Annotated in this window: 22 protein-coding genes; 21 read left to right on the top strand and 1 reads right to left on the bottom strand. The window is 64.2% G+C overall.

From position 1 onward, the window contains the following. Positions 1-76 precede the first annotated feature (76 nt). The 16 genes from HV765_RS02835 to HV765_RS02760 all read left to right on the top strand — a co-directional run bounded on the left by HV765_RS02835 (position 77) and on the right by HV765_RS02760 (position 17,649). Complete coding sequence (locus HV765_RS02835) at positions 77-808, top strand: FadR/GntR family transcriptional regulator (protein WP_175168706.1); 732 nt, start codon at positions 77-79, stop codon at positions 806-808. Between the two features lie 220 nt (positions 809-1,028). Then, positions 1,029-2,534 carry an ABC transporter substrate-binding protein gene (locus HV765_RS02830; RefSeq protein ID WP_175168705.1) on the top strand — a complete coding sequence of 502 codons (1,506 nt, stop codon included), beginning with the start codon at positions 1,029-1,031 and terminating at the stop codon, positions 2,532-2,534. Between the two features lie 102 nt (positions 2,535-2,636). Next, on the top strand, positions 2,637-3,554 hold the full coding sequence (locus HV765_RS02825; RefSeq protein WP_054426818.1) for an ABC transporter permease: 918 nt from the start codon (positions 2,637-2,639) through the stop codon (positions 3,552-3,554). Then, positions 3,551-4,423 (top strand): ABC transporter permease, encoded by an 873-nt coding sequence (locus HV765_RS02820; protein WP_175168704.1) that lies wholly within the window; start codon positions 3,551-3,553, stop codon positions 4,421-4,423. Before HV765_RS02825 ends, HV765_RS02820 begins: the two co-directional genes overlap by 4 nt. A gap of 4 nt (positions 4,424-4,427) precedes the next feature. Continuing rightward, entirely contained in the window at positions 4,428-5,438 is a 1,011-nt protein-coding gene (locus HV765_RS02815) for an ABC transporter ATP-binding protein (RefSeq protein ID WP_054426820.1), read from the top strand. Then, a complete protein-coding gene (locus tag HV765_RS02810) occupies positions 5,435-6,244 on the top strand; it encodes an ATP-binding cassette domain-containing protein (protein ID WP_054426821.1) in 810 nt (269 codons plus the stop codon). The genes HV765_RS02815 and HV765_RS02810 overlap by 4 nt, the downstream gene beginning before the upstream one ends. Then, entirely contained in the window at positions 6,241-7,389 is a 1,149-nt protein-coding gene (locus HV765_RS02805; RefSeq protein WP_175168703.1) for a YncE family protein, read from the top strand. Before HV765_RS02810 ends, HV765_RS02805 begins: the two co-directional genes overlap by 4 nt. Positions 7,390-7,507: 118 nt before the next feature. Continuing rightward, positions 7,508-8,449 carry a TRAP transporter substrate-binding protein gene (locus HV765_RS02800; RefSeq protein ID WP_420840106.1) on the top strand — a complete coding sequence of 314 codons (942 nt, stop codon included), beginning with the start codon at positions 7,508-7,510 and terminating at the stop codon, positions 8,447-8,449. Further along, the gene (locus tag HV765_RS02795; protein WP_175168701.1) at positions 8,449-8,928 is read left to right on the top strand and encodes a TRAP transporter small permease; all 480 of its coding nucleotides are present in this window, start codon (positions 8,449-8,451) and stop codon (positions 8,926-8,928) included. The genes HV765_RS02800 and HV765_RS02795 overlap by 1 nt, the downstream gene beginning before the upstream one ends. Positions 8,929-8,932: 4 nt before the next feature. Beyond that, complete coding sequence (locus HV765_RS02790; RefSeq protein WP_054426825.1) at positions 8,933-10,216, top strand: TRAP transporter large permease; 1,284 nt, start codon at positions 8,933-8,935, stop codon at positions 10,214-10,216. After that, the gene (locus HV765_RS02785; RefSeq protein ID WP_175168700.1) at positions 10,213-11,142 is read left to right on the top strand and encodes an HpcH/HpaI aldolase/citrate lyase family protein; all 930 of its coding nucleotides are present in this window, start codon (positions 10,213-10,215) and stop codon (positions 11,140-11,142) included. The genes HV765_RS02790 and HV765_RS02785 overlap by 4 nt, the downstream gene beginning before the upstream one ends. Then, entirely contained in the window at positions 11,139-12,860 is a 1,722-nt protein-coding gene (locus HV765_RS02780) for a thiamine pyrophosphate-binding protein (protein ID WP_175168699.1), read from the top strand. The genes HV765_RS02785 and HV765_RS02780 overlap by 4 nt, the downstream gene beginning before the upstream one ends. A gap of 14 nt (positions 12,861-12,874) precedes the next feature. Beyond that, positions 12,875-14,125, top strand: a complete 1,251-nt coding sequence (locus HV765_RS02775; RefSeq protein WP_175168698.1) for a Zn-dependent hydrolase — start codon at positions 12,875-12,877, stop codon at positions 14,123-14,125. Further along, positions 14,122-15,621 (top strand): aldehyde dehydrogenase, encoded by a 1,500-nt coding sequence (locus HV765_RS02770; protein ID WP_175168697.1) that lies wholly within the window; start codon positions 14,122-14,124, stop codon positions 15,619-15,621. The genes HV765_RS02775 and HV765_RS02770 overlap by 4 nt, the downstream gene beginning before the upstream one ends. 242 nt (positions 15,622-15,863) lie before the next feature. After that, positions 15,864-16,880, top strand: coding sequence for a Bug family tripartite tricarboxylate transporter substrate binding protein (locus HV765_RS02765; RefSeq protein ID WP_175168696.1), 1,017 nt, complete (start codon positions 15,864-15,866; stop codon positions 16,878-16,880). A 16-nt stretch (positions 16,881-16,896) separates the two neighbouring features. After that, positions 16,897-17,649 (top strand): class II aldolase/adducin family protein, encoded by a 753-nt coding sequence (locus HV765_RS02760; protein WP_054426831.1) that lies wholly within the window; start codon positions 16,897-16,899, stop codon positions 17,647-17,649. Positions 17,650-17,679: 30 nt separating this feature from the next. On the opposite strand, the gene HV765_RS02755 is transcribed toward HV765_RS02760, so the two are convergent. Next, positions 17,680-19,383: a thiamine pyrophosphate-dependent enzyme gene (locus tag HV765_RS02755; protein WP_175168695.1), complete on the bottom strand. Its 1,704-nt coding sequence runs from the start codon at positions 19,381-19,383 to the stop codon at positions 17,680-17,682. 138 nt (positions 19,384-19,521) lie between these two features. On the opposite strand from HV765_RS02755, the gene HV765_RS02750 reads away from it, so the two are divergent. From HV765_RS02750 to HV765_RS02730, 5 genes are all read left to right on the top strand, one after another. Further along, entirely contained in the window at positions 19,522-20,466 is a 945-nt protein-coding gene (locus tag HV765_RS02750; RefSeq protein WP_054426833.1) for a LysR family transcriptional regulator, read from the top strand. A 252-nt stretch (positions 20,467-20,718) separates the two neighbouring features. Further along, on the top strand, positions 20,719-21,651 hold the full coding sequence (locus HV765_RS02745; RefSeq protein ID WP_175168694.1) for a hypothetical protein: 933 nt from the start codon (positions 20,719-20,721) through the stop codon (positions 21,649-21,651). A 10-nt stretch (positions 21,652-21,661) separates the two neighbouring features. Continuing rightward, positions 21,662-24,505, top strand: a complete 2,844-nt coding sequence (locus HV765_RS02740; protein ID WP_175168693.1) for a toxin VasX — start codon at positions 21,662-21,664, stop codon at positions 24,503-24,505. Next, the gene (locus HV765_RS02735; protein ID WP_175168692.1) at positions 24,492-25,436 is read left to right on the top strand and encodes a DUF6708 domain-containing protein; all 945 of its coding nucleotides are present in this window, start codon (positions 24,492-24,494) and stop codon (positions 25,434-25,436) included. The genes HV765_RS02740 and HV765_RS02735 overlap by 14 nt, the downstream gene beginning before the upstream one ends. Before the next feature lie 198 nt (positions 25,437-25,634). After that, positions 25,635-26,402, top strand: coding sequence for a DUF6708 domain-containing protein (locus HV765_RS02730; RefSeq protein ID WP_175168691.1), 768 nt, complete (start codon positions 25,635-25,637; stop codon positions 26,400-26,402). The last annotated feature ends 218 nt before the right edge of the window (positions 26,403-26,620 follow it).

Raw genomic sequence — 26,620 nt, 5'->3', positions numbered from 1 at the left:
CTTGCCCCGTCGCAGAAGACATCCCCGCCCCAGACCTATTACCCTCTAGCCCCCGAACCCTTCAACGCATCCCACGATGACTTCCCTTCAGGCCGTAGCCTCGACCCGCCTTTACCGCATGATTGCCGACCAGATCGCCGCGCGCATCAAGGCTGGCGACTTTCCCGCGGGGGGCCGTTTGCCCGCCGAGCGCGAGCTGGCCGAGCAACTGCAAGTGAGCCGGGCGTCGGTGCGCGAGGCCCTGATTGCGCTGGAAATCGAAGGCTATGTGGATGTGCGCGTGGGCACCGGCGTCTTTGTCTGCCCGCCGCGCGAAGACGGCAAGTACCAGGAAGCCGCCCAGCCCGCAGCGGCCGACAGTGTCGAAGCCACCGACATCGGCCCCTTTGACTTGCTGGAAACGCGGCTGCTGATCGAACCCGAATGCGCCGCGCTGGCCGCGCAAAAGGCGTCGCCCGCACAAATTGCCGCCATCCGCGCCGCGCACGACGGCATGTCGCTGACCGAATCGCCCAGCGTGCACGACCGCGCGTTCCATAGCGCCATTGGCGCGGCTTGCGGCAACGCCGCGCTGGCCGCCGCCATTTCGCACATCTGGCACTTGAGCACATTGAGCCCGGTGTTTCACCGGCTGGAAGAACACTTCGTGACCACCAAGGTGTGGAGCGAAGCGCAGAAAGAACACGAACGCATCCTCGCGGCCATCGTCGACCGCGATCCCATCCGCGCCCGCCACGCCATGCACGACCATCTGGTCGGCATCCTGGCGCGCTTGCGTGAAGACTTCGGCAACGTTGGGATTCGATGATTTGATGACCCGCTAACGTCAACGGCCTGACGCCCGGGCCGCCCCCTTACCGACCGTGTGCATGCACCGCCGGCGCGAAAAGCGCTGCTTGCGGCAAGGGGATCGGCTTGTCTGTTGAAACGCGAATTTGCAAGACCGTGCAAGACCCGCAAGACCAGTAAATCCAGCAAGACCCGTACTACCCGTAGTCCAAATACTTAAAACATATCAAGGTGAAAACATGCAGCTGACCCGTACCGTGAAGCTAGTGAGCGCGGCGCTATTGGCGCTAGGCGCCCATGCCGCCCAGGCCAACAAGGCTGACAACTCCCTCAACATCGCCTTCGACGCGGCGCCCGCCACGCTGGACGCGTACAAGGAATCGGACCGTCCCGGCCTGGCGCTGGCGCGCATGGTCTTCTCGGGGCTGCTGCAAAAGAATCAGGACACGGGCGAGTTCGGCCCGGCCATCGCCACGGGCTACAAGTTCGTGGACGACACCACCATTGAACTGCCCATCCGCCGCGATGTGAAGTTTCACGACGGCTCGCTGCTGACCATCGACGACGTGCTGTACACGTTGAACCTGGTGTCGTCCGACGCCTTCAAGGCGCGCTTCCAGAACCAGGTGGCGTGGATTGCCAAGGCGGAAAAAGTCGGCGACGACACCGTGCGCATCAAGATGAAGACGCCCTACCCGCTGGCGCTGGAAATGCTGTCGGAAAACCTGCCGATCTACCCGCGCAAGTACTACGAAGCCAATCAGTCCGACATGGGCGCCAAGCCCATCGGCACCGGCCCCTACCGCCTGACCGACAGCCAGCCCGGCAGCCGCTACGTGTACGAACGCTTTGACGGCTACTTCGGCGCCAAGCCCGCCGTGCAAAAGCTGGTGGTGCGCGTGCTGCCCGACGCCAATACCCAATACGCCGAGCTGCTGTCCGGCGGCCTGGACTGGATCTGGCGCGTGCCGCCGGACGTGGCCAAGCGCATGGAGAAGACGCCGTCTGTCACGGTGAAAAGCAGCAGCATCATGCGCATCAGCTATATCTCGCTGAACCCGCGCATGGACGACGGCAAGTCGCCGCTGGCCAAGCAGGAAGTGCGCCAGGCCATCAACTACGCCATCGACCGCGAAGCCATCCGCCGCGCGCTCGTTGGCGGCGCGTCCAAGGTCATCAACGCGGCCTGCAACCCGGCCCAATTCGGTTGCTCGGCCGATGTGCAAACCTACAAGTTCGACCCCGCCCGCGCCAAGCAATTACTGGCGTCTGCCGGCTACCCCAACGGCATCACGCTGGATCTGGTGATCTCGGCGCCGCCGCGCAGCATTCTGGATGCGGCCGCCGCGCAAATGGCGCAAGCCGGCATCAAGGTGAACCTGGTTAAGCAGCAATACGGCACCGCCATGACCAACTGGCGCGACGGCAAGATCGCCATGCTGTCGTCCAACTGGGGCTCGTACGGTATTGCCGATGCGGCGCTGTCCACCAGCAACTTCTTCCGCGGCGGCCCGGACGATCAGGCCCGCAACCCGGAAGTCATCAAGTTGCTGGAAGCGGCCGATACGTCGGTCGACCGCGACCTGCGTGCGAAGAACTACGCCGCCGCGCAGAAGATCGTGGCCGAGCAGGCGTACTGGGTGCCGCTGTGGAACCACTCGCTGAACGCCGTGCAGGCCAAGGACCTGAATTTCTCGGTGGACGGCGACGAATTCCCGCGCTTCTACAAGGCCACCTGGAACTGATCCGGGCGGCAAACGCACCAGCCGCTGTGCCAGTCTGGTCCGGGCGCCGAACGCGCCCGGGCGGGACGGCGCGCGCCGGTGCCCGCCGACAAAGGTTGACCCATGATGACATTCCTGTTTCGCCGATTGCTGGTCGCCGCCTTGCTGGTGGTGTTCGTGTCGCTGATCAGCTTTTCGCTGGTGTTCGCTTCCGGCAACCCGGCCGCGCGCCTGGCCGGTGAAGGCAGCGCGGCAGACGCCGCCCGGCTGTCGCAGCAGCACGGCTTTGACGACCCGATCCTGGTGCAGTACGGCCGCTGGCTGACGGGCGTGGTCCGTGGCGACTTTGGCGACAGCCTGTACTTCAGCCGCCCGGTGGCCGAATTGCTGGGCCAGCATTTCCCCGCCACCGCCAAGCTGGGTCTGGCGGCCATGGCCTTTGCGTTGCTGCTGGCCATTCCGCTGGGCGTGCTGGCGGGCTTGCGCAAAGGCTCGCTGATTGATCGCGCCACCATGCTGTTATCCGCTTGCGCACAAGCCATGCCGCCGTTCTGTCTGGCGTTTCTCTTGATCATCGTGTTCAGCGTGAACCACCAGTGGCTGCCCGCCTCGGGCTTTGACACCTGGAAGCACTACGTGATGCCGGTCGTCGCCTTAGGGCTGTTCGCCATGCCGGCGATGCTGCGCCTGATGAAATCCGAAATGGAAACCGTGCTGGCCACCGACTACATCCGCACCGCCCGCGCCATGGGCCTGGGCGGCGCCAGCGTGGTGCTGAAGTACGCGCTGCGCAACGCCTTGCGGCCGCTGGTGTCGCTGGCGGCGGCGCAGATGGGCACCTTGCTGGCCGGCTCCGTCGTCATCGAAACCGTGTTCGCCATCAATGGCGCCGGGCTGCTGGCCTGGACGTCCATCCTGCGCGGCGACTTCCCCACGATGCAGGCGCTGATCCTGATCTTTGCGCTGATCTACATCGTCCTCACCCTGGTTGCCGACCTGATCAACGGTTGGCTGGACCCCCGTGTGCGAGCCGCCTCATGAGCACCGCTATCGCTTCTTCCCCCTCTTCTGCCGCTCCGCGCGGCGACCGCCTGGCGCGCGCCGGCCGCCGCTTGGGGTTCATCGTGCTGGCCCTGCTGGTGCTGGCCGGCCTGATCGGCCCTTACCTGATTGCGCACGACCCGTACTCGCAAGACCTGCTCGCGCGATTGCAGGAACCCGTATGGGCCGAAGGCGGCGACTGGAACCACATTCTTGGCACGGACCAGCTGGGCCGCGACGTGCTGGCGCGCGCGCTGTACGGCGTGCGTGTGTCGGCGCTGATCGGCCTGTCGGTCGCGCTGATGGGCGGATTGATTGGCACCACGTTGGGCGTCATCGCCGGCTACTTCGGCGGCGCGGTCGACCGCGTCGTGTCGTTCTTGATTACCGCGCGTCTGGCGCTGCCGATCATCCTGGTGGCGCTGGCCGTGGTGTCGGTGGTGGGCGCATCGCTGACCGTGGTCGTGCTGGTGCTGGGCCTGCTGCTGTGGGAACGCTACGCGCTGGTTGCGCGCACCATGGCGGCCAGCCTGCGCAACGCCGAATTCGTCACGGCGTCGCGGCTGCAAGGCTGCACGCATTTGCAAATCATCTGGCGCGACATCCTGCCGAATCTGGTGGGCAACCTGCTCATCATCGGCACGGTGGATGCCGCCATGGCCATCACGCTGGAAGCCTCGCTGTCATTCCTGGGCCTGGGCGTGCCGGCGCCGATGCCATCGCTGGGCCTGATGATTGCCGAGGGCAAGGAAAACATGCTGTTCCAGCCGTCGCTGGTCGTCATCCCCAGCATCGTGTTGTTCGTGCTGGTGCTGTGCGTGAACCGGGCGGGCGAAACGCTGCGCGCCATCCAGATGAAAAAGGGTTGACGCCATGACCGCCACCACCACCGCCATCACCCACCCCCTGTTGCGCGTTGAAAACCTGCACATCGACATCCACACCCCCACGCACACCAAGCATGTGGTGCGCGCGGTGGACTTCAGCCTGGAACGCGGCAAGACGCTGTGCATCGTGGGCGAATCGGGCTGCGGGAAGTCGCTGACGGCGCTGGCGCTGCTTGATCTGCTGCCCGCCGCCGCGCGCCGCCGCATGACGCGGCTGGAGTTCGCCGGGCAGGATCTGGCCGCGCTGACCCCGCGCCAACTGGCCGAGCTGCGCGGCGCGCGTATCGCGATGATCTTCCAGGACCCGATGACGTCCTTGAACCCCGTGTTTCAGATTGGCACGCAGCTGATCGACGTGATGCGCCGCCACAAGCGTGTGAGCCGTCGTGCCGCCGCCGAGCGCGCCGAATACCTGCTGCGCCGCGTTGGCATCACGAACCCTGCCGAACGCATGCGCCAGTATCCGTTCGAATTGTCGGGCGGCCTGCGCCAGCGCGTAATGATCGCCATGGCGCTGATGTGCGGGCCCGAACTGCTGATTGCCGACGAACCCACTACCGCACTGGACGTCACCGTGCAGGCCGAACTGCTGGACCTGCTGCGCGACATCCAGGCGGAGTTCGGGCTGGGCATGGTGTTCATCTCGCACGACATGGGGCTGGTGGCGCGCATTGCCGACCACGTCATCGTCATGTACGCGGGCGACATCGTCGAAGGCGGCAGCGTGGCCGAGGTGCTGGCGCATCCCCGCCACCCTTACACCGCCATGCTGCTGAACTGCATTCCCCAACCCGGCCGCACTGCGCCGCGCACCGACCTGCCCACCATCGCCGGGGCCGTGCCGTCGCTGGACACCGCCATCCGCGGCTGCGCGTTCCGCGAACGCTGCCCGGTGGCCGAAGCCCGCTGCGCGCAGCCGTTCCCGGCGCGCGTGCAGGGCGAACACCGCTGCCTGTGCGTGAAACCCGGCGCGCTGCGCCTTGGAGCCCCGGCATGAACGCCCCCACCTTGTCCGCCAGCATCCGGCTGAACGCGCTGTCCTTTCAATACGGCCGCGCCAGCTTGTTCTCGCGCCGCCCTGCCCCGCGCATCCTGCACGATATCGACCTGCATGTGCCTGCGGGCCAGACCATCGGGCTGGTCGGCGAATCCGGCAGCGGCAAATCCACCATCGCCAAGCTGATGCTCGGGCTGCTGGCGCCCACGCAGGGCGAAGCGTTGCTGGACGGCCAGCCGCTTGCGGCCATGCCTGCGCGCGCCCGCGCCCGCCGCATCCAGATGGTGTTCCAGGACCCGTACTCGTCGCTGAACCCGCGCCGCACCATCAACGAAATCCTGACCGCGCCGCTGCGCGTGCATGGCATGGGCAACGCCGCGTCGCAAGCCGCGGCCGTGCGCCGCATGATGGACGCCGTGGGTCTGGTGCCTGCCTTCGCCACCCGCTATCCGCGCGAACTGTCCGGCGGGCAACGCCAGCGCGTGGCGATTGCGCGCGCGCTGATGCTGGAACCACAACTGCTGATCTGCGACGAACCGACCTCTGCGCTGGACGTGTCCGTGCAGGCGCAGATCCTGAACCTGCTGATGGAACTGCAACGCGATCGCGGCCTGGGCTATCTGTTCATCAGCCACAACCTGGCCGTGGTGCAGCACATTGCCGATGACATCGTGGTGCTGCAAGGCGGCCGCATCGTCGAGCGCGGCACGGCGGATCAGGTCTATTTTTCGCCTGTCCATCCGTATACGCGGCAACTGATCGGCGCCACGCTGGCCGTGCCGCAAGCGCAGGAGCTGGCTGCATGACGACCGTCACGACAAAGACAGCCGCGCCGCACTTCCTGCTGGTTGGCAACGACGAAAAAGTCACCTGGGACGACGGCCGCATCCGCTTTCTGCCGCCCGGCCACGACACGCTTAGCCTGTTCGACGCCGCCGCCAACCCGGCCGCACCCGACTTGGTCGCGACGATCCCCCTGCCCAACTCGCTGTTCGGCCCGCCCGTGAATCTGGCGGTGACGCCGGACCAGCGTCTGGCGCTCGTCGCCGATTCCATGGCGTGGCCCGCGCTCGCTGACGGCACAGGCTGGCAGCCCACGCCCGGCCGTGACCTGTACGTGGTGGACCTGACCGCGACGCCGCCCGCCATTGTGCAGACGCTGCAAGTGGGCTTGCAGCCGTCGGGCCTGTCGATCAACCGCGCAGGCACGCTGGCGCTGGTGGCAAACAAGGCGGGCAAGTCGCTGTCAGTGTTGACGATCCACCATGGCCGCGTTGAGGTCTGCGGTGACGTTGACTTGGGCACGGCGGTGGTCGCCGTGTCATTCGCGGCCGATGGCCGCCGCGCCTTTGCCGTCAAGACGGATACGCATCGGCTCGCCGTGCTGCACATCGATGAAAGCGGCCCCACGCCGCGCGTCACGCACGACCCCGCCGAAGACCTGACGACCGGCCTGGTGCCCTTCAACCTGGTGGTGTCGCCCGACGGCGCCCTGGCGCTGGTGGTGGACATGGGCAGCCCCACGGCGTCCGACGGCCACGCGGATTCGATCAGCGTGGTGGATCTTCTGGCGACGCCGCCGCGCGTGATCGACCGCGTGATGGTGGAAGACGGCCCCGAGGGCATCGCCATCAGCCCCGACGGCCGCCACGCCGCGGTCGCCATCGTGCAGGGCTCGAACAACCCGTCCTCCGAATGGTTCCATCACCCCCATGGCCAGATCGTGCTGCTGCGCATCGACGGCAAGCGCGTGACGCGCGCGGGCGCCATCGGCGTCGGCGCCTTGCCCGAAGGCATCGCGTTCAGCCCCGACAGCCGCTATCTGTACGTGGGCAATTTCCTGGACGCCACCCTGCAGGTGCTGGCCGTGGGAGACAACGGCCTGACCGATACCGGCACGCGCATCCCGCTACCCGGCCACCCCGCATCCATGCGGGCGCAATCCTACTGAGCGGGGCCGCACCCCGCCAATGACCGCTATTCCACCTTCCCCTTTTTGCATCTGGAGTTACCTCATGACCCACGCCCCCAAAACCTTCCGCGCCCTGATCGGCGGCGCGTTTGTTGCCATGGCCGGCCTTGCGCCGCTGTCGGCCCATGCCCTGGACATCAAGCTGGGCCACGTGCTGGCGCCCAGCCATAGCTGGAACAAGGCCGCCGAAGGCTTCGCCGCCGAAGTCAAAGAGAAAACCGCCGGCCGCGTCAACTTCGTGCTGTTCCCCAGCGGCCAGCTGGGCAATGAAAAAACCATGCTGGAAGGCTTGCAGATTGGCAGCCAGGGCGCGGCCATCATCGGCTCGGGCTCGTTGCAGCCCATCGAACCCAAGTTCGGCGTGGTGGAACTGCCGTACACGTGGTCCTCGTCCGCACAGGCCTACAAGGCCTATGACGGCGAGCTGGGCGACGCGCTGGCCAAACTGGCCGACAAAAAGAACCTGACCATCATTTCGTGGTGGGAAAACGGCTTCCGCCATGTGACCAACAACCGTGGTGCGGTTGCCAAGCCCGCCGACCTGACCGGACTGAAGACCCGCGTCACGCCGGACAAGATGCGCCTGGACACCTTCACCGCGCTGGGCGCCAACCCGGCCCCGCTGGCTTTTGGCGAGCTGTACTCGGCGCTGCAACAGAAGGTGTTCGACGCGCAAGAGAACCCGCTGTCGATCATCTACACGTCGTCGTTCTTTGAAGTGCAGAAGTATCTGTCGCTTACCGGCCACGTCTGGGGCCCGGCCAACCTGATCATCTCCAAGCCGGTCTGGAACCGCATTTCGGCCGATGACAAGAAGGTGGTGCAAGCCGCCGCCGACAAGTGGCGCGACGCCCAGCGCAAGATGATCACCGATGGCGACCAGCAATTCGTGGCCCAGCTGAAAGAGAAAGGCATGCAGGTCAACGAGGTCGACAAGACCGCCTTCGCCGCCGCCGTGCAGCCGGTGTGGAAGACCTATTCGGTCACCTACGGCCCCGAGCTGATGGCGATTGTGCAGAAGTACCGCGAGGCCCAGTAATGCTCAACCGACTGTCCGCCATTCTGTCGGGCATCAGCAAGGCCTTCGCCGCCGTGGCGGTGGCCTTGCTGGCGATCCTGATTTCTTACGTGGTGTTCGCCCGCTTCGTCACGCACACCACGCCGCATTGGGCCGAGGAATTGCCGCGGCTGGTGCTGGTGTGGTCGGCTTTCATTGGCGGCGTGGCGTGCAGCCATGACCGATCTCACCTCATGGCCGGCCTCTTGCCCTTCTTCGTACGCAGCCCGCGCGTGCTGAACGCGGTGGAACGCGTGAACCAGGCGTTGATCATCATCGGCCTGGCGGCCTTGGGTTATGCCGGCTGGCAACTGGCCGACCTGACCATGGACCAGACGCTGCCCGCGCTGGACGTGTCTGCCGGCACGGTCTATCTGGCGCTGCCGTTTGCGTGCGCGATCACCATCGTCGTGCATGTGGCGCAGCTGTTCTCACCCGCCCCCGCCGTGGCAAAGGATTAACAAGATGTCTTCGGGTGCTCTCTTTCTGATGGGCGTGTTCACGATCACGGTGCTGATCGACATGCCTATCGCCTTTGGCCTGGTGCTGTCGTGCCTGGCGTATCTGGCGGTCTATGACTCCGCGCCAATGATGGTGGCGGCGCAGCAGTACGTGGTGGGGCTGGACAGCTTCACGCTGCTGGCGATTCCGCTGTTCATCCTGGCCGCGCAATTGATGAACGGCGCGGGCCTGACCCAGCGCATCGTGCGCCTGTGCGCCGCCATCGTGGGCGACATCAAGGGCGGCCTGGCCGTGGTGGCCGTGCTGGCCTGCCTGATGTTCGGCGCGCTGTCGGGGTCGGGCGTGGCGGATGTGGTCGCCATCGGCAGCCTGCTGCTGCCCGCCATGGCGCGCAGCGGTTACGACAAGGGCTTTTCGTGCGCGCTGGTGGGCAGCGCGGGCGCCACGTCCACCATCATTCCGCCCAGCATCGTGCTGATCGTGTACGGCACCATCACCGATACGTCGGTGGGCAAGCTGTTCGTGGCCGGCATCATCCCCGGGATTTTGCTGGGCCTGTCGCTGATTGGCGTGGCCATCTGGCAATCGCGCAAGCACAACTGGGCCGGCGGCCAGCCGTTCTCGTGGGGCGAACTGCGCGCCGCCGCCATCGACGCGCTGCCCGCGCTGATGGTGCCCGTGCTGATCATCGGCGGCATCCGCTTTGGCATCTTCACCGCGACTGAAGCCGCCTCCAGCGCCATCGTCTACGCCTTGCTGATCGGCTTCTTCTGGTATCGCACGCTAAGCCTGAAATCACTGTGGGACAACCTGAAGTCCACCGGCGAAAGCAGCGCGTCCATCCTGCTGATCATCGGCGCATCGGGCCTGTTCGCCTGGGTGCTGGTGGCCGAACAGGTGCCGCAGGCGCTGTCCACCTTGCTCGTCGAGTGGACCGACAGCAAAACGGCCGTGCTGCTCGTGCTGACCGTGGTGTTGCTGCTGCTCGGCACGTTCATGGAAGCCATTCCCGTCATCATCATCGTGGCGCCCGTCGTGATGCCGGTGCTGGCACACTACAACATCGACCCGGTGCATTTCGGCATTCTGCTATCCATCAACATGGCCATTGGCGCCAATACGCCGCCGGTCGGGGTGGACTTGATGGCCGCTTGCAAGATTGGCGGCATCAACATGATGCAGACGCTGCGCCCGCTGTCGTGGATGATGCTGGCCATGACCGCCGTGATGTTGCTGCTGACCTTTGTTCCTGAACTGGTGCTGTTCCTGCCGAGGCATGTGCAATGACCCACACTTCAACGTTTCGCCGTCCCCCCGCGCTGCGGCGCAGCTGGATGTTCGTGCCGGGCATGGACGCGGCTGCGCAGGCCGCGGGCCTGGCCAGCGGCACGGACGCGCTGGTGGCCGACCTGGAAGAGTTCACCGCGCCCGTCGAACGGCCGGCCGCCCGCCCGCGCATCGCCGCGCTGTTCGCCACCTGCCGTGCGCAGGGCGTGGTGGCGGCTGTGCGCATCAACAAGCTGGAAGACGATGGCCTGGCTGACCTGCGCGGCGTGATGCCCGGCGCGCCGGATGCGGTATTTCTGCCGCACGCCGAAAGCGCCGCGCAGATCGTGGCGCTGGACGCGGCCATCAGCGCGCTCGAATCCGAACTCGGGTTGCCCGCCGGCAGCACCGAAATCGTGCCCACGCTGGAATCGGCGCTGGGGCTGGTGCGCGCCTATGACATCCTGACCGCCAGCCCGCGCGTGTCCGCCTGCCTGCTGGCCGCCGAAGACCTGACGGCCAGCCTGGGCGCCGAGCGCGGCAAGGACGGCATTGAACTGCACGCCGTGCGCGCCCGCTTCCTGGTGGACTGCACCGCCGCCGGCTGCGTGCCGATCGACTGCCCGTTCAACTACCGCGACCTGCCCGCGCTGGAAACCGACCTGCGCTGGGCGCGCCGCCTGGGCCTGAAGTCCAAATGCGCCACGGTGGCCGAGCAGGTGCCGCTGATTCACGCGGTGTTCACGCCGTCCGCCGACGACGTGGACGCGGCACGCGACCGCGTGGCCCGCTTTGAAGCCCAGCGCGCCGGCCGCCACGATGCCGAACGCATCGATCCCCCCACTTACAACACCGCGCGCCGCTTGCTGGCGCGCCACGACCAATTCGAACGATGGGCCGCCGAGCGCCGCGCGCAGGCCGTCCCGCAACAAGGAGACTCCGCATGACGTCAGCCGCAATTCCCGAACGCAATGGCGGTCAGATCCTGATGCAGCAATTGCGCATCCATGGCGCGCGCCGCGTGTTCATGATTCCCGGTGAAAGCTATCTGCCCTGCATCGATGCGTTAAACGAGCACACCGACGCCATCGAGCCCATCGTTTGCCGTCAGGAAAGCGGCGCGGCCTATATGGCCGAGGCCTATGGCAAGCTGACGGGCGAACCCGGCATCTGCTTCGTCACGCGTGGCCCCGGCGCCACCAACGCCAGCATCGGCGTGCACACCGCGTACCAGGACTCCACGCCGATGATCCTGTTCGTGGGCCAGGTCGGCAACGACTTCATGGAGCGCGAAGCCTTCCAGGAAATCGATTACCGCCGCATGTTCGGCCAGATGGCCAAGTGGGTGGCGCAGATCGACCGCACCGACCGCATCCCCGAATTCATTTCGCGCGCCTTTGCTGTCGCCACCAGCGGCCGGCCCGGCCCGGTGGTGCTGGCGCTGCCGGAAGACACGCTGTGGGGCACCGCCCGCGTGGCGGACCTGCCGCGTTACCCGCGCGTGCACAGCCACCCCGGCGCGGCCGACCTTGCGCGCATGACGCAGTTGCTGAACGCCGCCGAACGCCCCTTCCTGCTGCTGGGCGGCAATGGCTGGCATCAAACCGCCATCGACCAGATCGCCGGCTTCGCCGAACGCTTCGAGCTGCCGGTCGGCACCGCCTGGCGCCGGCTGGAATGTTTCGACCAGCGCCATCCCAACGCCGCGGGCCACGTCGGCTGGGCCATGACGCCCGCCTTGCGCCAGCGCCTGCACGACGCCGACCTCGTCCTGGCCGTGGGCACGCGCCTGGGCGAAGCCACGACCGAAGGCTATACCGTCATTGAAAGCCCGCTACCGCGCCAAAAGCTGATTCACGTCTATCCGGACGCCGCCGAACTGGGCCGCGTGTTCTCGCCCACGCAGGCCATCGTGGCCGACGTGGCCAGCTTCGCCGCCAGCGTGGCTGACCTGGCGCCCGGCCACGCCACGCCCCGTGCCGAAGCCGTACGCGCCGCCCATCAGGAACTGGCCGACAGCCTGACGCCGCTGCCCTCGCCCGGCCCCATGAGCCTGGACGCGGCCGCCGCCTATGTCGACGCGCACGTGCCTGCGGACGCCTGCATCACCGTGGGCGCGGGCAACTACGCGCTGTACCCGCACCGCTACCGCCGCTACACCGGCCCCGGCACAAGCCTGACGCCCACGGTGGGTTCGATGGGCTACGGCCTGCCCGCCGCCATTTCCGCCAAGCTGGAAGACCGCGCGCGCACGGTGGTCTGCTACGCGGGCGACGGCTGCTTCCAGATGAACATGCAGGAACTCGGCGTGGCGTTGCAGTACAAGCTGGGTGTCGTGGTGCTGGTGTTCAACAACGGCATCTGGGGCACGATCCGCGCGCACCAGGAACGCGAATTCCCCGCACGCACCATCGCGTTGGGTTTTGAGAACCCCGACTTCACGCAGATCATTCGCGGCTACGGCGGCTATGGCGAAGCCGTGGAAAGCACCGACGCGTTCGGCCCCGCCTTTGAACGCGCGCTGGCGTATGCCAATGAAAACAGCCTGCCCGCGCTGCTGGAAATCCGCTACGACGCCAACGGCATCGCGCCGGGCGAAACCCTGATGGGCATCCGCGAAGCCGCGCAGGCGCGCATCGCCCGCAATGACAAACCCGGCCACTGACAGGACCCCACGCCATGACAACGACGATTTCAATCAACGGACAGCGGCTGTGGCAGTCGCTGATGAATCTGGCGCAAATCGGCGCCACCCCCAAGGGCGGCAACTGCCGGCTGGCGCTGACCGCGCTGGACGGCCAGGGCCGCGATCTGGTCACCGGCTGGATGCGCGATGCCGGCATGACGCTGCGGGTGGATCAGGTGGGCAACATCTTCGCCCGCCGCGCCGGCCGCAACAATGACCTGCCGCCCGTCATGACCGGCAGCCATATCGACACCCAGCCCACCGGCGGCAAGTTCGACGGCTGCTACGGCGTGCTGGCGGGCCTGGAAGTCATGCGCAGCCTGAACGACCACGGCGTCGTCACCGAGGCGCCGCTGGAAGTGGCCATCTGGACGAACGAGGAAGGCTCGCGCTTTCTGCCCGTGATGATGGGCTCCGGCGTGTTCGCCGGCAAATTCCCGCTGGAAGTGGCGCTGAACGCGCGCGACCACGACGGCAAATCGGTGGCCGACGAGCTGGCCGCCATCGGCTATGCCGGCGCCGACCCGGTCGGCGGCCGCCCGGTAGGCGCGTACTTCGAAGCCCACATCGAGCAAGGCCCCATTCTTGAGCACGAAGAAAAAGTGGTCGGCGTGGTGACGGGTTCCTTGGGGGTGCGCTGGTACGACGTGGTGGTCACCGGCATGGAAATGCATGCCGGCCCCACGCCGATGCCCATCCGCCGCGACGCGCTGTACGCCACCACCTTCCTGCTGCAATCGGTGATTGGCATCGCCAACGACAACCAGCCGCACGGCCGCGGCACGGTGGGCGAAATTCATGCCCACCCCGGCTCGCGCAACGTTATCCCGGGCCAAGTGCGTTTTACCGTGGACCTGCGCCACGAAGACGAAGCCACGCTGACGCAGATGGACGCGCGCTGGCTGGCGGCCTGCACGGAAGTCGCCGAACGCCACGGCGTCACCGTGGACGTAAAGCAGATGCAGTACTTCCCGCCCACGCCGTTTGACACGGACCTGGTCGGCAAAGTGCGCGACGGCGCCACCCGCCGGGGTCTGGCCGCGATGGACATCGTGACGGGCGCCGGCCACGACGCCGTCTACATGGCCAGCGTCACGCCCACCGCCATGATCTTCGTGCCGTGCAAAGACGGCGTGAGCCACAACGAAATCGAAGACGCCAAACCGGCGGACCTGGAAGCTGGCTGCAACGTGCTGCTGGACGCCATGGTCGCGCGCGCCAACCACTTGGGAGCCCCCGCATGAGCCAACATGATTCCGCCTATTGGCACGCCCGTGCCGCCGCCCTGGCCTTCAACGGCCAGGCCTATATCGACGGTGCCTATTGCGACGCGGCCGATGGCGCCACCTTTCCCGCGTCCAGCCCCATCGACGGCCGCAAGCTCGCCGACGTGGCGGCTTGCGGTCAGGCCGATGTGAACCGCGCCGTGGCCGCCGCCCGCCGCGCGTTTGAAGCCGGCGTCTGGAGCCAGCTGGCCCCGCGCGAACGCAAGGCGCGGCTGCTGCGTCTGGCCGCCCTGATCGACCAGCACACCGAGGAATTGGCGCTGCTGGAAACGCTGGACATGGGCAAGCCCATCCGCGACGCGCTGGCCTTTGACGTGCCAGAAACCGCCCGCTGCTACGCCTGGTACGCCGAAGCCATCGACAAGATCTACGACGAGATCGCGCCGACCGGCCCCGACGCGCTGGCCACGATCACCCGCGAACCGTTGGGCGTGGTGGCCGCCGTGGTGCCGTGGAACTACCCGCTAATGATGGCGGCGTGGAAAGTCGCGCCTGCGCTGGCCGCGGGCAACAGCGTCATCTTGAAACCCGCCGAACAGGCGTCGCTGTCCGCCATCCGTCTGGCCGCGCTGGCCACCGAAGCGGGCATTCCCGCCGGTGTCTTCAACGTGGTGCCGGGCTTGGGCGCGGTGGCCGGCCAGGCGCTGGGCCTGCATCCGGACGTGGACTGCGTGGCCTTCACCGGGTCCACCGCCACGGGCAAGCGCTTCATGACGTATTCCGGCGAATCGAATCTGAAGCGCGTCTGGCTGGAATGCGGCGGCAAGTCGCCGCACATTGTGTTCGACGATTGCCCCGACCTGGACCGCGCCGCCCAAGCCGCAGCGCTTGCCATCTTCTCGAACCAGGGCGAAGTGTGCATCGCCGGCTCGCGCCTGTACGTGCAGGACGGCATCTACGACGCGTTCATGGACAAGGTCGCGACCTTTGCCGCCACGCTGCAACCCGGCGACCCGCTGGACCCGGCCACCGCCATGGGCGCGATGGTTGACGAACGCCAGATGCAAGGCGTGCTGGCTCGCATCGCGGCGGGCCAGGCCGACGGCGCCACATTGCGCCTGGGCGGCAAGCAGGCCCGCAGCGCCACGGGCGGCTATTACATCGAGCCCACCATCTTCGACTGCGCCAGCCAAGACTCCGCGCTGGTGCGCGAAGAAATTTTCGGCCCGGTCCTGGCGGCGCAACGCTTCACTACCGAAGACGAAGCCATCGAACTGGCCAATGATTCGGTGTACGGCCTGGGCGCAGGCCTGTGGACGGCCAACCTGTCGCGCGCGCATCGCTTGTCGCGCCGGCTGCGCGCGGGGCTGGTCTGGGTCAATTGCTATGCCGATGGCGACATCACCGTGCCGTTTGGCGGCGTGAAGCAGTCGGGCTCCGGCCGCGACAAGTCGCTGCATGCGCTGGACAAGTACTCGGACTTGAAGACGACCTGGATCAGTCTGACAGTCTGACGGTGTGATGCGATGCCACAAGGCGGACCTTGAACGTTCAAGGTCCGCCTTGCCATTTCGCGTGATCTGCTTGGCCGTTCAGGCCATTGAAGCCCGCCCGCCCTTGTGCCACCGTAAGCGGCATCGGGGCGGTTAGCAGCACTACGAGCACCACCAAGAGAGAACCACTAAAAGGAGCCCGCCCCGATGCGGGCCGGCGCCAGCGCTGTCCCGCCATCAGAACAATGATTGGAGACAACACGATGCGCAATTCCTTACTGGCGCTGCTGCTGGCCGCGCCGCTTGCGACCGGCTTGGCGAGCGCTGTGCAAGCGCAAACCGCAGCCCCAGCTCAACCGCAGGCCCAGGACTTGGCCTACCCCACCAAGCCCGTCACCATCCTGGTGGGCTTTCCGCCCGGCACCGCAACCGACACCGTCGCCCGCATGCTGGCCGAACGCTTGGCCCAACGCATGGGCCAACAGTTCATCGTTGAAAACAAGCCCGGCGCAGGCGGGTCCATCGCGGCGGGCCTGGGCGCGCGCGCCAAGCCCGACGGCTACACGCTGATGATCGGCGCGTCCGCCCCACAAGCCATCAACCCCCACGTCTACCGCAACCTGAACTACGACGCGCGTACAGACTTCGCGCCCATCGGCCTGATCACGTGGCTGCCGTACCTGTTTGTCGTCAACCCCGACAACCCCGCCCACAACCTGAAGCAATTCCTGGCGGCCGCCAAGGCCAAGCCCGATCAGCTGACCTACGCCACCACGGGCATCGGCACCACCAGCCATCTGGTGACGTCGGTGTTGCTGTCCAAGGCGGGCGCCACGATGGTGCACGTGCCGTACAAGGGCAGCAGCCAGGCGCAGACTGACATTGTCGGCGGCCGCACCACCGCCACCTTCGATACGATGGTGTCGTCGCTGGCGATGGTGAAGTCGGGGCGCCTGAAGGCGCTGGCCGTTAGCACGCCGGAGCGCGTCGCCATGCTGCCCGACGTGCCGACCGTGGCCGAACAGGGCTACCCAGGCTTTGATATGGGCGCCTGGCTGGGCTTGATTGCCCCGGCCGGCATCCCGCCCGCCATCCAGACCCGGCTGTCGCGCGAGATGAATACCGTGCTGGCCGACGCCGCGGTCCGCGACAAGCTTGCCGACCTGGGTGCGCAAGTGCGCACCACGGCCACGCCCGCCGACTTCGGCGTCATGATGAAAAACGAATATGAATCGTGGGGCAATGTGGTCCGCGAATTCAATGTCAAAGCCACCGACTGAACAGGAAACGGCAACGATGCATGCATCCTCCGACATGAGCCCGCAAGAATGGGACACCCGCGTCCAATTGGCCGCCTGCTACCGATTGGTGTCGCACTTTGGCATGAGCGACCTGATCTACAACCACATCACCGCCCGCATCCCCGATACGGATGATCACCTGCTGATCAATCCCTACGGCATGATGTACGACGAAATCACGGCCTCCAATCTGGTCAAGATCGACCTTGCGGGAAACCTATTGGGTGAGTCGCCCACTGGCTACGGCATCAACGCGGCGGGCTATGTGATTCATAGCGCGGTGCATGGCGCGCGCCACGACGTGGGCTGCGTCATCCACACACATACGCGCGCGGGCATGGCCGTGTCGGCGCTTAAGTGCGGCCTGCTGCCGCTGACGCAAACCGCCATGCGCTTCGCCAAGATTCCGTATCACGACTACGAAAGTGTGGCCATCGACCTGGACGAACGCAGCCGCCTGGTGGCGGACCTGGGCGCGTCCGAAGCGATGATCCTGCGCAACCACGGCCTGCTGGCCGTGGGGCCGACCATTGCGCAGGCGTTCAACACGCTGTACTGGCTGGAGATGGCGTGCAAGGCGCAAGTCGATGCACTAAGCGCCAACCGCGAACTGTGCCTGCCGCCGCCGGAAGTGATTGAAAAGACGTGGCATCTATACCAGCCCACCACACGCCGCCCGTTCGGTGAACTGGAGTGGCCGGCGATGCTGCGGCTGATGGATCGCAAGGACCCGGGGTACAAGCTGTGATGCGCTTGGGCGGTAAAGCGTGCCGCGGACTTACACCAGGCCCGTGCGCGGCGCCAAGTCCACGCCCGCGTCATGGCTCACGCCCTTGGGCAGAATCGCCGCCAAGCTGGTCCGCACTTCCACAAAGTACGGGCCGGCAGCCGCCAACCCGCGCGCGATGGCCGCGCTGACTTGATCGCTCTGCGTCACGGTTTCGCTTGCCATGCCAAACGCGCGCGCCATCATGGCGAAGTCCGGGCTGGACAGGTTCGTGCCCACATAGCGGCCCGGGTACGTGCGCGCCTGGTGCAGCCGGATCGACCCATAGCAATTGTTGTTCGACACGATGAACAAAATGGGCAGCCCACGCTCGGCGGCGGCCGCCATCTCGTTACCGGTCATCATGAAGCCCCCATCGCCCACCAGGCACACCACCTTGCGATCGGGGTGCCGCAGCTGCGTGGCGATGGCGGCGGGCGTGCCGTAGCCCATCGCCCCCGACTGCGACGCCATGAGCCGTTGCGGATACACGAACGGAAAATGCCGGTACACCGGCGCGGCAAAGGTGCCGGCATCCAGGCAGATCGCCACGTCATTGGGCGCCTGCTCCGTCAACGCGCGCACCACCTGCACAAACGGCACGCCGTCTTCCACCTGCGGGTTCGGCCACGCGGCCGTGCGCTGCTGAATGCTGCGCAACGATGCCGCCCAATCGTCACGGGCGTGGCCGTGTTCGTGCGCCGTCGCGGGCAACTGCGCCAGCGCGTGCGCCGTGGCCACCGGGTCCGCCACCACCCCCACATCGGCGGCAAATTGCTGGTTCACGATGTGCGGATCGTCGTAACAATGCACCAACGCCTGCGACGGTTTCGGATAGCCGGGAAACGCATATCCCTGCGTTGTGATGTCGCCCAGCCGCGTGCCCAACGCCAAAATCAGGTCGCTGGAATTGAAGGCATCGATTTGCGCGGTGGACGTAGCCAGGTCCAGATCCCCCGCGTACAAGGCGTGCGTATTCGGAAAGACGTCATGCTGGCGAAACGACACCACCACCGGAATCGTGTGCCGTTCGGCCAGCCGGCGCAGCGCATCGCGCCCGTCCGGGCGATTGAACGCGCCGCCCGCAATGATCAGCGGCCGCCGCGCTTGCGCCAGCAGCGCCTGCACGCGCGCCAAGGTCACGGGCGCCGGTTGGGCGGGGCTGTCAGGCGCGGCCACCCAGCCCGGCTGCGGCACCGCTGCCTGCTGCACGTCTTCCGGCACCACCATCACCACCGGCCCCGGCGTGCCAGACGTGGCCACGCGTATCGCCTTGAACGCCGCCGCCGCCAGTTCCTCTGGCGTGGAAACCTCCACCACCCACTTGGCCATCGACCCAAACATCTTCTGGTAGTCGATCTCCTGGAAGGCCTCTTTGCGCACGTCCTTCTTTGGCACCTGGCCGATCAACAGAATCATCGGCACTGCATCCTGCTGCGCGGCATGCACGCCAATGGACGCATTCGTTGCCCCCGGCCCGCGCGACACCATGACCACGCCGGGCCGCCCCGTCAGCCGCGCATCGGCACCCGCCATGAACGCGGCGCCACTTTCATGGCGGCACGTCACCACATCCATCTGCGGAAAGTCGTACAACGCATCCAGCACGCCCAGATAGCTTTCACCTGGCACCAGGAAAACGCGGTCGACGCCGTTGGCGGAAAACACCTTCAGCAAGGCGTGGGCGGACGTGTTCGATTCGGCGGAAACAGTCATGGAGGGATCAGAAAATAAGGGTTGGCTCCCGGAAATTCTAGATTGGCAACCCGGGGCCAACTAGGCATACTCTGGCAATCAGATATACAAGAAACGCACACGAGAGACAGCGGCGCCCTCGCCCGCCACGGACCCGGGATGGACTTACGCAAGATCGAAAACCTGATCCACGTTGCTGATCAGGGCAGCTTTTCCAAGGCGGCCTCGGTGCTGGGCATTGCCCAATCGGCGCTGGGCCGGCAAGTCAGAAAGCTCGAAGACGAATGCGGCTGCGCGCTGCTCTACCGCAATGGGCGCGGCGTGTCGCTCACGCCCGATGGCGAAAAACTGCTTGAGCGTTTGCGCCCCCTGCTGCGGCAGATGGACCACGTTGTCACCGAATTCCACAACGACCAGAAGTCGCCATCAGGCCAGGTCACGCTGGGCCTCACGCCCACGTTGTCGCACATGGTCGGCGCGCGGCTGGTGGCGGAAGTGTGGAAGCAGCACCCGCGTATCCAGCTCAACATCATCACGGGCTACAGCGGCTACGTGCTTGAATGGCTGACCAATGCCCGCGTCGACATCGCCGTGCTGCACGACGCGCGGCGCTCGCAACACATCGCGGTCGACCCGCTGGCCGAGCTGGACCTGGCGCTGGTGTCACCCCCGCAAAACCTGTCGCCCGCCGCGCGCGCGATGCGCTCCATCCGTTTCGATCAACTGCGTGACCTGCCGCTGGTGCTGCCCACCCGCAACCACGGCCTGCGCCGCACACTGGAACACGCGGCCACGCAAGCAGACATGCCGCTGAACATCGCATTTGAAATGGACGCGCTTGAGCTGATGAAAGACCTCGTCGCAACCGGCATGGCCCACACCGTGCTGGGCCTGCCCGCCGTCGCCCGCGAAGTCGCAGCCGGCACGCTCGTCATCCGCCGAATCACCCACCCCGGCCTGTCCACCCGCCTGATGCTCGCCACGGCGGCCAGCCGGCCGACGACGCAGGCGGTGAAGATCGTGCAGGGTATGTTGCGGGACGTGCTGGGGGAAATGACAGCGGCGGAGCCGTATTGCGGGGGGATGCGGATGGTGGGCAAGTAAGTCCACCAACCGCGCTCCGCACGGTAAGAATCGGACGTTTGAGATCTATCTCACACACTTATCCGACTGTTCTTATTTACCAGCTCTGGCAGTTGCTTTTAAAAGTGGTCATCGCCACTTTCCGCCAGGGACGACCGCCAAGGTCCGTCCTCCCCAGAAGCACGCCATGTCTTCACTATCTGACGTCCTGTCCCTCACCATCCAGCGGATACTCGACGCTGCGTTCAACGCTCCAAGCCATACGATAGCGGCATGATGGACACCGCGTCCGATCAACCCAACTGGTCGCGTCAAGTGGTGAATGCACTGCCCGACATGTCCTGGGCCGCGCTGCCACAAGGTGCACGCCCTTGGCTTTGGCTAAGCGGAGCACACAGCGAAACGCTTGAACAAGACCTGCTGAAGATAACCAAGCGTTTTGACTATCGTTGGGTGTGGCGCGACACCCCCTGGGAATACGGTTCTCCAGACTATCGTGAGGGACCGTTGTTGGTGCCCCTTGAAGAACCGCTCTTCACCGTCGCGCTCGATCACTGGCTTCACCAGCACGCGGGATTAATCCTGCTAGGCCCCGATCATGAAGCCAGCCTCATCGCTCATCTTCAGCACTTGCACCAGCTGACGGGAGCTGATGGCTTTCCGGTCGGTTTCAGCCTCAGTGCCGCGCGCCCCCTCGAAGAACTCTGTGAAGGGTTGCCAGCGGATCAACTATCAAAGCTGTTCGGCCCCATTCAGCGCTTTATCTGGTACGCAGGTGAGACGCCGTCGGGCGAGTGGCTGTTTGCCGATGCACCGGTATCCGCTCTGACTTCGTGGATAACGGAAGGCCCCATCGCGTTGACCGCGAACGATGAGGCTGCGCTTGGCCAAGCCAGCCTCGCGTGGTTCATGCGCGACTGTGCACGCGACTTTCGTCAACGCTTCCCGGCGTACGGCCGTCCGGAAAATGAATCCGTGCTCTGGCGGCATCTACACCTGTTCGCCCGTGAGGCTACCGATCAACTGGGGCTAGCCACAGAACGCGACGTTCGCCACTACATGGAACTGCGCTTTCGATATTCACAGGAGAGCTTTACCAAGGATGGGGCGTTGCGCGACATCTTGGTCAACCGACGGGTAAAGGGGAAACAGCGGTTGACTGACGCCGAAGCGCGGCTGGCGGCTCTAGCCCCCAACATGCCTTAAGGGAAGATGCATGACCACGACTTACAAAATCGCACTAGGCCCGGATCGTCCCAATGAGAAACAACTGGGTAAAGCTATCTCGCCACCACCGTGTCAGACGTGCATTCCTGTCTACCCATTGCGCTACGGCGTCGCGGATAAGGCCCTGGATAAAGGCGTATTCCCCACACTGGGTACTGAGGGCTATCCCGCGCTCACCTCAGGCAAGGCCTACGGCCTGCGTGTGCTGCGTCCAGGCACCTACGTCTACCTCTGCTATTTCGAGAATGACCGCATGTGGACGCAGCACTATCAAGTTACCGAGGACGTACGATTTGCTCGTATCTGGTGGAGCCGTCCCGATGAAACCGACGCGACCCCGGGCCGGCAGGCTCGCCCCGACACCGTGGGCGCCCAGTCCTTCCTGCTAGCCCCAGACAGCAAGACCGCGGAAAGCATCTACCTGATGGTAAGTGATACGTTGCTTACGCATCGCGCGCTTTGGGATATCGAAACGAACAAGGACGGGCTGCGGGATACGCTGGCCGTCAAGATCAAGCCTGCGGGGGGTGCTGAGCAGAAGCACGCCTTCAATGCCGCGTTGCTTGGCAATGCCACCCCTGAGCTGGTTCCGCCCGCGGTGTACGGCACTCCCATGCACTATGGCTGGAGCGAGATTCGGTTCTCAGCGGTAATTCCAAACCACAACAATATCCTGGGCAATATGTACATCGAACTACGCCCACGTTTGGATATCACGCCTTTGGCGGTTGCGCTGCAAGATCCCATCGGAATGGCAAGTGAACTGCACTATCTCGTCACAGAGGCGGTAGCAAGGAAGACCAAGTATGCCGGGCAAAATGCGCACAAGTTGCAGAGCGGGATGCTCATTACCAACTATTTTGAGGCCATGAAGAAGCAGGCTGCCAGCTCCCCCGATTTGGCCAAGGCCCTGGCCAAGCAAAGAAATCTTGTGAACTATGCCGGCGCGACGTTGTTTCCCGATACCTACTCCAAGAAGATCAAGGAGTTTGAGAAAACCATTGCCACGGCGGTGAACGATTCCATCGCCTGGGTGCGGCTCATCGGCCCAGAGAAGCTGTTGGGCAAGGCACTGAGTTGCTTTGATCTTGGCGTGATCCACAACGCACGCGACTATGAGAATGCCGTCTTCCAGTGCGTTGGCGGCTTGGTTCATACGAAGGACGGGGCGCAAGTCCTAGGCGACTTGATCGCCAAGCCCGCAGACAAGAGCCCCTATTGGCTCGCACTTGCCAATGGCAGCGAAATCCTGTTGGCCCGGTTGAAGTCCAATGCCGGTTACATCGCCAAGAACCTGTTCGATGTCATGGACAAGTTTTTGGAAGAGCATGTCATCACTCCCGCCACCAATGCGCTGATTGGATTGCTGCAGGTGTTACCGCAGGCAAAGCAAGCGGACGTACTGGTACGGCGTCTGCGACACGTGATGGAGATCCGAGCCAACGCAACCATCGTTGTATACGACATAAGTTTGGTGGATTTGCAGCGCGCCGCCTATGAATTCCAAGGCTATCAAACGCTAGGTTCCGAGCGCTCGCAGGGCTGGAAAATTCCGTCTCCGAAAGTCAATCAGACTGACGTGCTTACTCGTGTTTTGGTGTACGACTGGGTCAAGGTCGGTGAGACCACATACCGAGAACTTGATGAGGTGCCGGCTGATCGGGCTGCGTTGCCTGCGCCTCGGGCTATACAGATGGAAGGGAATCCTTTCATCAATATGCTGAACCGGCTGCGAGGGCCTGGCGGGCATCTCTTCACTGGACTGGGGGGCTTTCTGGCGTTGACGGGGCTGAGCAATGCCTGGACGGATTTCAAGCAACTTAAAACATCTGCTGCCAATGCTGGCAGCTTAGGTGGGGCTATCAGTGCCGTAGTCGGGGCTGGTATAGAAATTGGCTCAACCGCTATTGCAATTGGCGCAGGGGGGCGCGGGAATACGGCCTTGGCGACAAGCATGAGAATCCATGCTTCAAAATGGGGGGTTGCCGTCTTCGGAGCAGGAGGGGCTGGACTCGCAGCCATTGCAGACTCAATAAGAGCAATCAGTGCATTTAGTGACAACAATCCGCAACAAGGAGGAATGCTGCTTGGCGCCGCCCTCGCTGGCGGCGCGCTGGCGGTCGCGACCTGGGCTGGCGGTTCGGCCGTAGCAGCAACTATTTCTGGGGGAGGGGCAGCCGTTGCGGTGCTTGGGCTCACTCCGTTGGGCTGGGCAGTTGTTGCAGGTGTCGCCGTCGTACTTGTCATTGGGTTTGCGTTCGGCGCGGATATGGCCAAACACGGTCCCGTGGAAATATGGCTCAAACATAGCGCTTGGGGAGTGGACAGTCGTCACTACACCAATCGCGAGGAGTTGGATGCCGTTCATAGTTTGTACTATCGCCCCAGGCTGACTCCTGAATGGGATCAATCCTTTGGGTATTCGGTGGGAACCCTTCGCATCAGTTGCCAGTTGCCCGGCATCAACGACATGCCTGGGGATAGATTTCAAACCAAGCTGGCCTTAACCCTCCGGGGCAACAAGCTTACGCAAGTCCACGGGCCTATTGCGTATGCCACGGGCACCAGCCCCATCGACTATCGACTTGAATACTTGGTCACTCCGTTAGGCGGTACCGGCAGAGAATGTGGCTGGGCGATTCAAATGCATGAGGACACCCAAGTGGCATTGGAGTATCTGTACTTTCCTGACCCTGAACAACAACCTGGGTTGGCATTGCTTCAACCCCACGCGCCGACGCCATTGGTGTTCACATCAAGTGGCTGGTTCACGAAGCCGATTGATTCAGCCAAGCTAGAACCCGTTGGAGCACCAAATAATGTCCGCGACTAAACGTCTACCAAACAGCCTGCGCTTTGGTGGAACGCCTCTGTATCGAAATCGGCTCACGGGAGAACCCCCTCAACCCGATGGGGTGCGACGGGTTAACGACCGATGTGTCGAACTTGAAACTTATGCAAACTTTACGCAAAGCGGAACAGCAAGTTTTATCGGCATGTCCATCATTGTGAGCATCGCTACATTTCTAGCTAGCTTGTTCGCTGTTGGACTAGCAAACGTTGATGTTGAGGTCATAGTAATTTTGGTCGCCTGGTCTCCAGCCTTGCCATGTATGGCCTTCATCTTTTACCTAGCCAGCGGTGCTCATCGGAGTCGTGGCGCCTTTATTCGCATTCACCGAGGCACCCGCAAACTCTACTTCATCTATCCGCGCCAGAAGCGTCTGCACATACTTGAGTGGGATCAACTGGAAGCCCTGGCAGGGTACGTTCCCATTGTGTCTGCAAGTGGCTATGCCAGCCGACACCCGCTGTACCTTTTTGGCGTGGACTACAACATGGACCCGCCGACCGAGATCTGTGCGGCATGCGGCAATCTCGGTCTATTTGACGGCGACCGTTCGGCCAAGGCCCTCTGGTCCTATTTGCAAGTCTTCATGGAACGAGGCCCAGAGGGCCTGCCCAAGCCCGCGCCGCTGCCACCACGACAAAGCCGCTGGCAAGAGACCCAACAACCCTACCGGGACTGGTATGCAGGCCTGCGCCGCCAACTGGCGAAGCCCTATGGAATGTTCATAGCCCCCCTCATCATTCCGCTCTGGCTGGGCTGGCTGCTCATCAACGCATTTCCGAACAGCGTCGAGGCCTTCATCCAGTACAACGTGCCGTACGCACAGTTCCCAAAGGAAATCGACAAGTTGTGCGGCTTTGACGAGAAGCGCAGACCGGTGATCCGCGTGAACGGGGAGCGCATTGAGCCATGAAGTACCGCCGTGGATAGGACAGACAATGTGATCAAGCGTCTACCAAACAGCTTGCGCTTTGGTGGAACGCCTCTGTATCGAGATCGGCCCAAGGGAGAACCCCCTCAACCCGATGGGGTGCGACGGGTTAACGACCGATGTGTCGAGCTTGAAACCTATGCAAATTACACGCATAGCGGAGCCGTTGGGTACATTGGCATGTCCATCCTCATTTTCGTCATTGTCTTTGTATTGGGCGTATTAGCCATCGGCCCCGCAACCATTGAGGCTGATACAGTCTTTGGTATGCTCACAGGGCTGCCAGTATCGACGGGTATGGCCTTCATTTTTTACATAGCCAGCGGTGCTCATCGGAGCCGTGGCGCCTTTATTCGTATCCACCGAGGCACCCGCAAACTCTACTTCATCTATCCGCGCCAGAAGCGTCTGCACATACTTGACTGGGATCAACTGGAAGCCCTGGCAGGGTACGTTCCCATTGTGTCTGCAAGTGGCTATGCGAGCCGGCATCCGCTGTATCTCATCGGGGTGGACTACAGCATGGAACCGCCGACAGAAATCTGTGCGGCATGCGGCAATCTCGGTCTATTTGATGGAGACCGTTCGGCCAAGACCCTCTGGTCCTATTTGCAAGTCTTCATGGAACGAGGCCCAGAGGGCCTGCCCAAGCCCGCGCCGCTGCCACCACGACAGAGCCGCTGGCGAGAGACCCAACAACCCTACCGAGACTGGTATGCAGGTCTGCGTCGTACGCTGGCGAAGCCCTACGGCATGTTCAAGGCACCCCTCACCATTCCGCTCTGGTTTGGTTGGCTGCTCATTAATGCATTTCCAGACAGCGTTGAGGCCTTTATCCAGTACAACGTGCCGTACACGCAGTTCCCCAAGGAAATCGATAAGTTGTGCGGCTTTGACGAGAAGCGCAGACCGGTGATCCGCGTGAACGGGGAGCGCATTGATTCGTGAGCACAGGGTCACTGTTCGATGAACGACTGCGAACTCCGCCGCAGCGTGGACGACGCATGGCGGTCAGCTCGTTCCGCCGCTCGTTCAATAGGTCTTTGCCTAACGGGGCGCCCTCGGTAAGTTGATAGCGGAACGCTGAAGGGGAAGAAATTGATGGGGCGAGTCGTACACGTCTTTCCGATTTACTTGCCGGTTCGTTTGCCGGTTCGTTTGCCGGT

The sequence above is a fragment of the Achromobacter kerstersii genome, assembly GCF_902859595.1.
Lineage (GTDB): Bacteria > Pseudomonadota > Gammaproteobacteria > Burkholderiales > Burkholderiaceae_B > Achromobacter > Achromobacter kerstersii.
Note: the sequence above shows the minus strand (reverse complement) of the source record. Positions and strands in the feature narration are given on the sequence as shown.

Coding starts and splice junctions, on each gene's coding strand:
- HV765_RS02795 (WP_175168701.1), top strand. CDS start 8,449: ATGCTCAACCGACTGTCCGCCATTCTGTCGGGCATCAGCAAGGCCTTC.
- HV765_RS02830 (WP_175168705.1), top strand. CDS start 1,029: ATGCAGCTGACCCGTACCGTGAAGCTAGTGAGCGCGGCGCTATTGGCG.
- HV765_RS02775 (WP_175168698.1), top strand. CDS start 12,875: ATGACAACGACGATTTCAATCAACGGACAGCGGCTGTGGCAGTCGCTG.
- HV765_RS02730 (WP_175168691.1), top strand. CDS start 25,635: ATGTCCATCCTCATTTTCGTCATTGTCTTTGTATTGGGCGTATTAGCC.
- HV765_RS02745 (WP_175168694.1), top strand. CDS start 20,719: ATGATGGACACCGCGTCCGATCAACCCAACTGGTCGCGTCAAGTGGTG.
- HV765_RS02740 (WP_175168693.1), top strand. CDS start 21,662: ATGACCACGACTTACAAAATCGCACTAGGCCCGGATCGTCCCAATGAG.
- HV765_RS02755 (WP_175168695.1), bottom strand. CDS start 19,383: ATGACTGTTTCCGCCGAATCGAACACGTCCGCCCACGCCTTGCTGAAG.
- HV765_RS02765 (WP_175168696.1), top strand. CDS start 15,864: ATGCGCAATTCCTTACTGGCGCTGCTGCTGGCCGCGCCGCTTGCGACC.
- HV765_RS02770 (WP_175168697.1), top strand. CDS start 14,122: ATGAGCCAACATGATTCCGCCTATTGGCACGCCCGTGCCGCCGCCCTG.
- HV765_RS02735 (WP_175168692.1), top strand. CDS start 24,492: ATGTCCGCGACTAAACGTCTACCAAACAGCCTGCGCTTTGGTGGAACG.
- HV765_RS02780 (WP_175168699.1), top strand. CDS start 11,139: ATGACGTCAGCCGCAATTCCCGAACGCAATGGCGGTCAGATCCTGATG.
- HV765_RS02815 (WP_054426820.1), top strand. CDS start 4,428: ATGACCGCCACCACCACCGCCATCACCCACCCCCTGTTGCGCGTTGAA.
- HV765_RS02750 (WP_054426833.1), top strand. CDS start 19,522: ATGGACTTACGCAAGATCGAAAACCTGATCCACGTTGCTGATCAGGGC.
- HV765_RS02810 (WP_054426821.1), top strand. CDS start 5,435: ATGAACGCCCCCACCTTGTCCGCCAGCATCCGGCTGAACGCGCTGTCC.
- HV765_RS02790 (WP_054426825.1), top strand. CDS start 8,933: ATGTCTTCGGGTGCTCTCTTTCTGATGGGCGTGTTCACGATCACGGTG.
- HV765_RS02800 (WP_420840106.1), top strand. CDS start 7,508: ATGGCCGGCCTTGCGCCGCTGTCGGCCCATGCCCTGGACATCAAGCTG.
- HV765_RS02785 (WP_175168700.1), top strand. CDS start 10,213: ATGACCCACACTTCAACGTTTCGCCGTCCCCCCGCGCTGCGGCGCAGC.
- HV765_RS02760 (WP_054426831.1), top strand. CDS start 16,897: ATGCATGCATCCTCCGACATGAGCCCGCAAGAATGGGACACCCGCGTC.
- HV765_RS02820 (WP_175168704.1), top strand. CDS start 3,551: ATGAGCACCGCTATCGCTTCTTCCCCCTCTTCTGCCGCTCCGCGCGGC.
- HV765_RS02825 (WP_054426818.1), top strand. CDS start 2,637: ATGATGACATTCCTGTTTCGCCGATTGCTGGTCGCCGCCTTGCTGGTG.
- HV765_RS02835 (WP_175168706.1), top strand. CDS start 77: ATGACTTCCCTTCAGGCCGTAGCCTCGACCCGCCTTTACCGCATGATT.
- HV765_RS02805 (WP_175168703.1), top strand. CDS start 6,241: ATGACGACCGTCACGACAAAGACAGCCGCGCCGCACTTCCTGCTGGTT.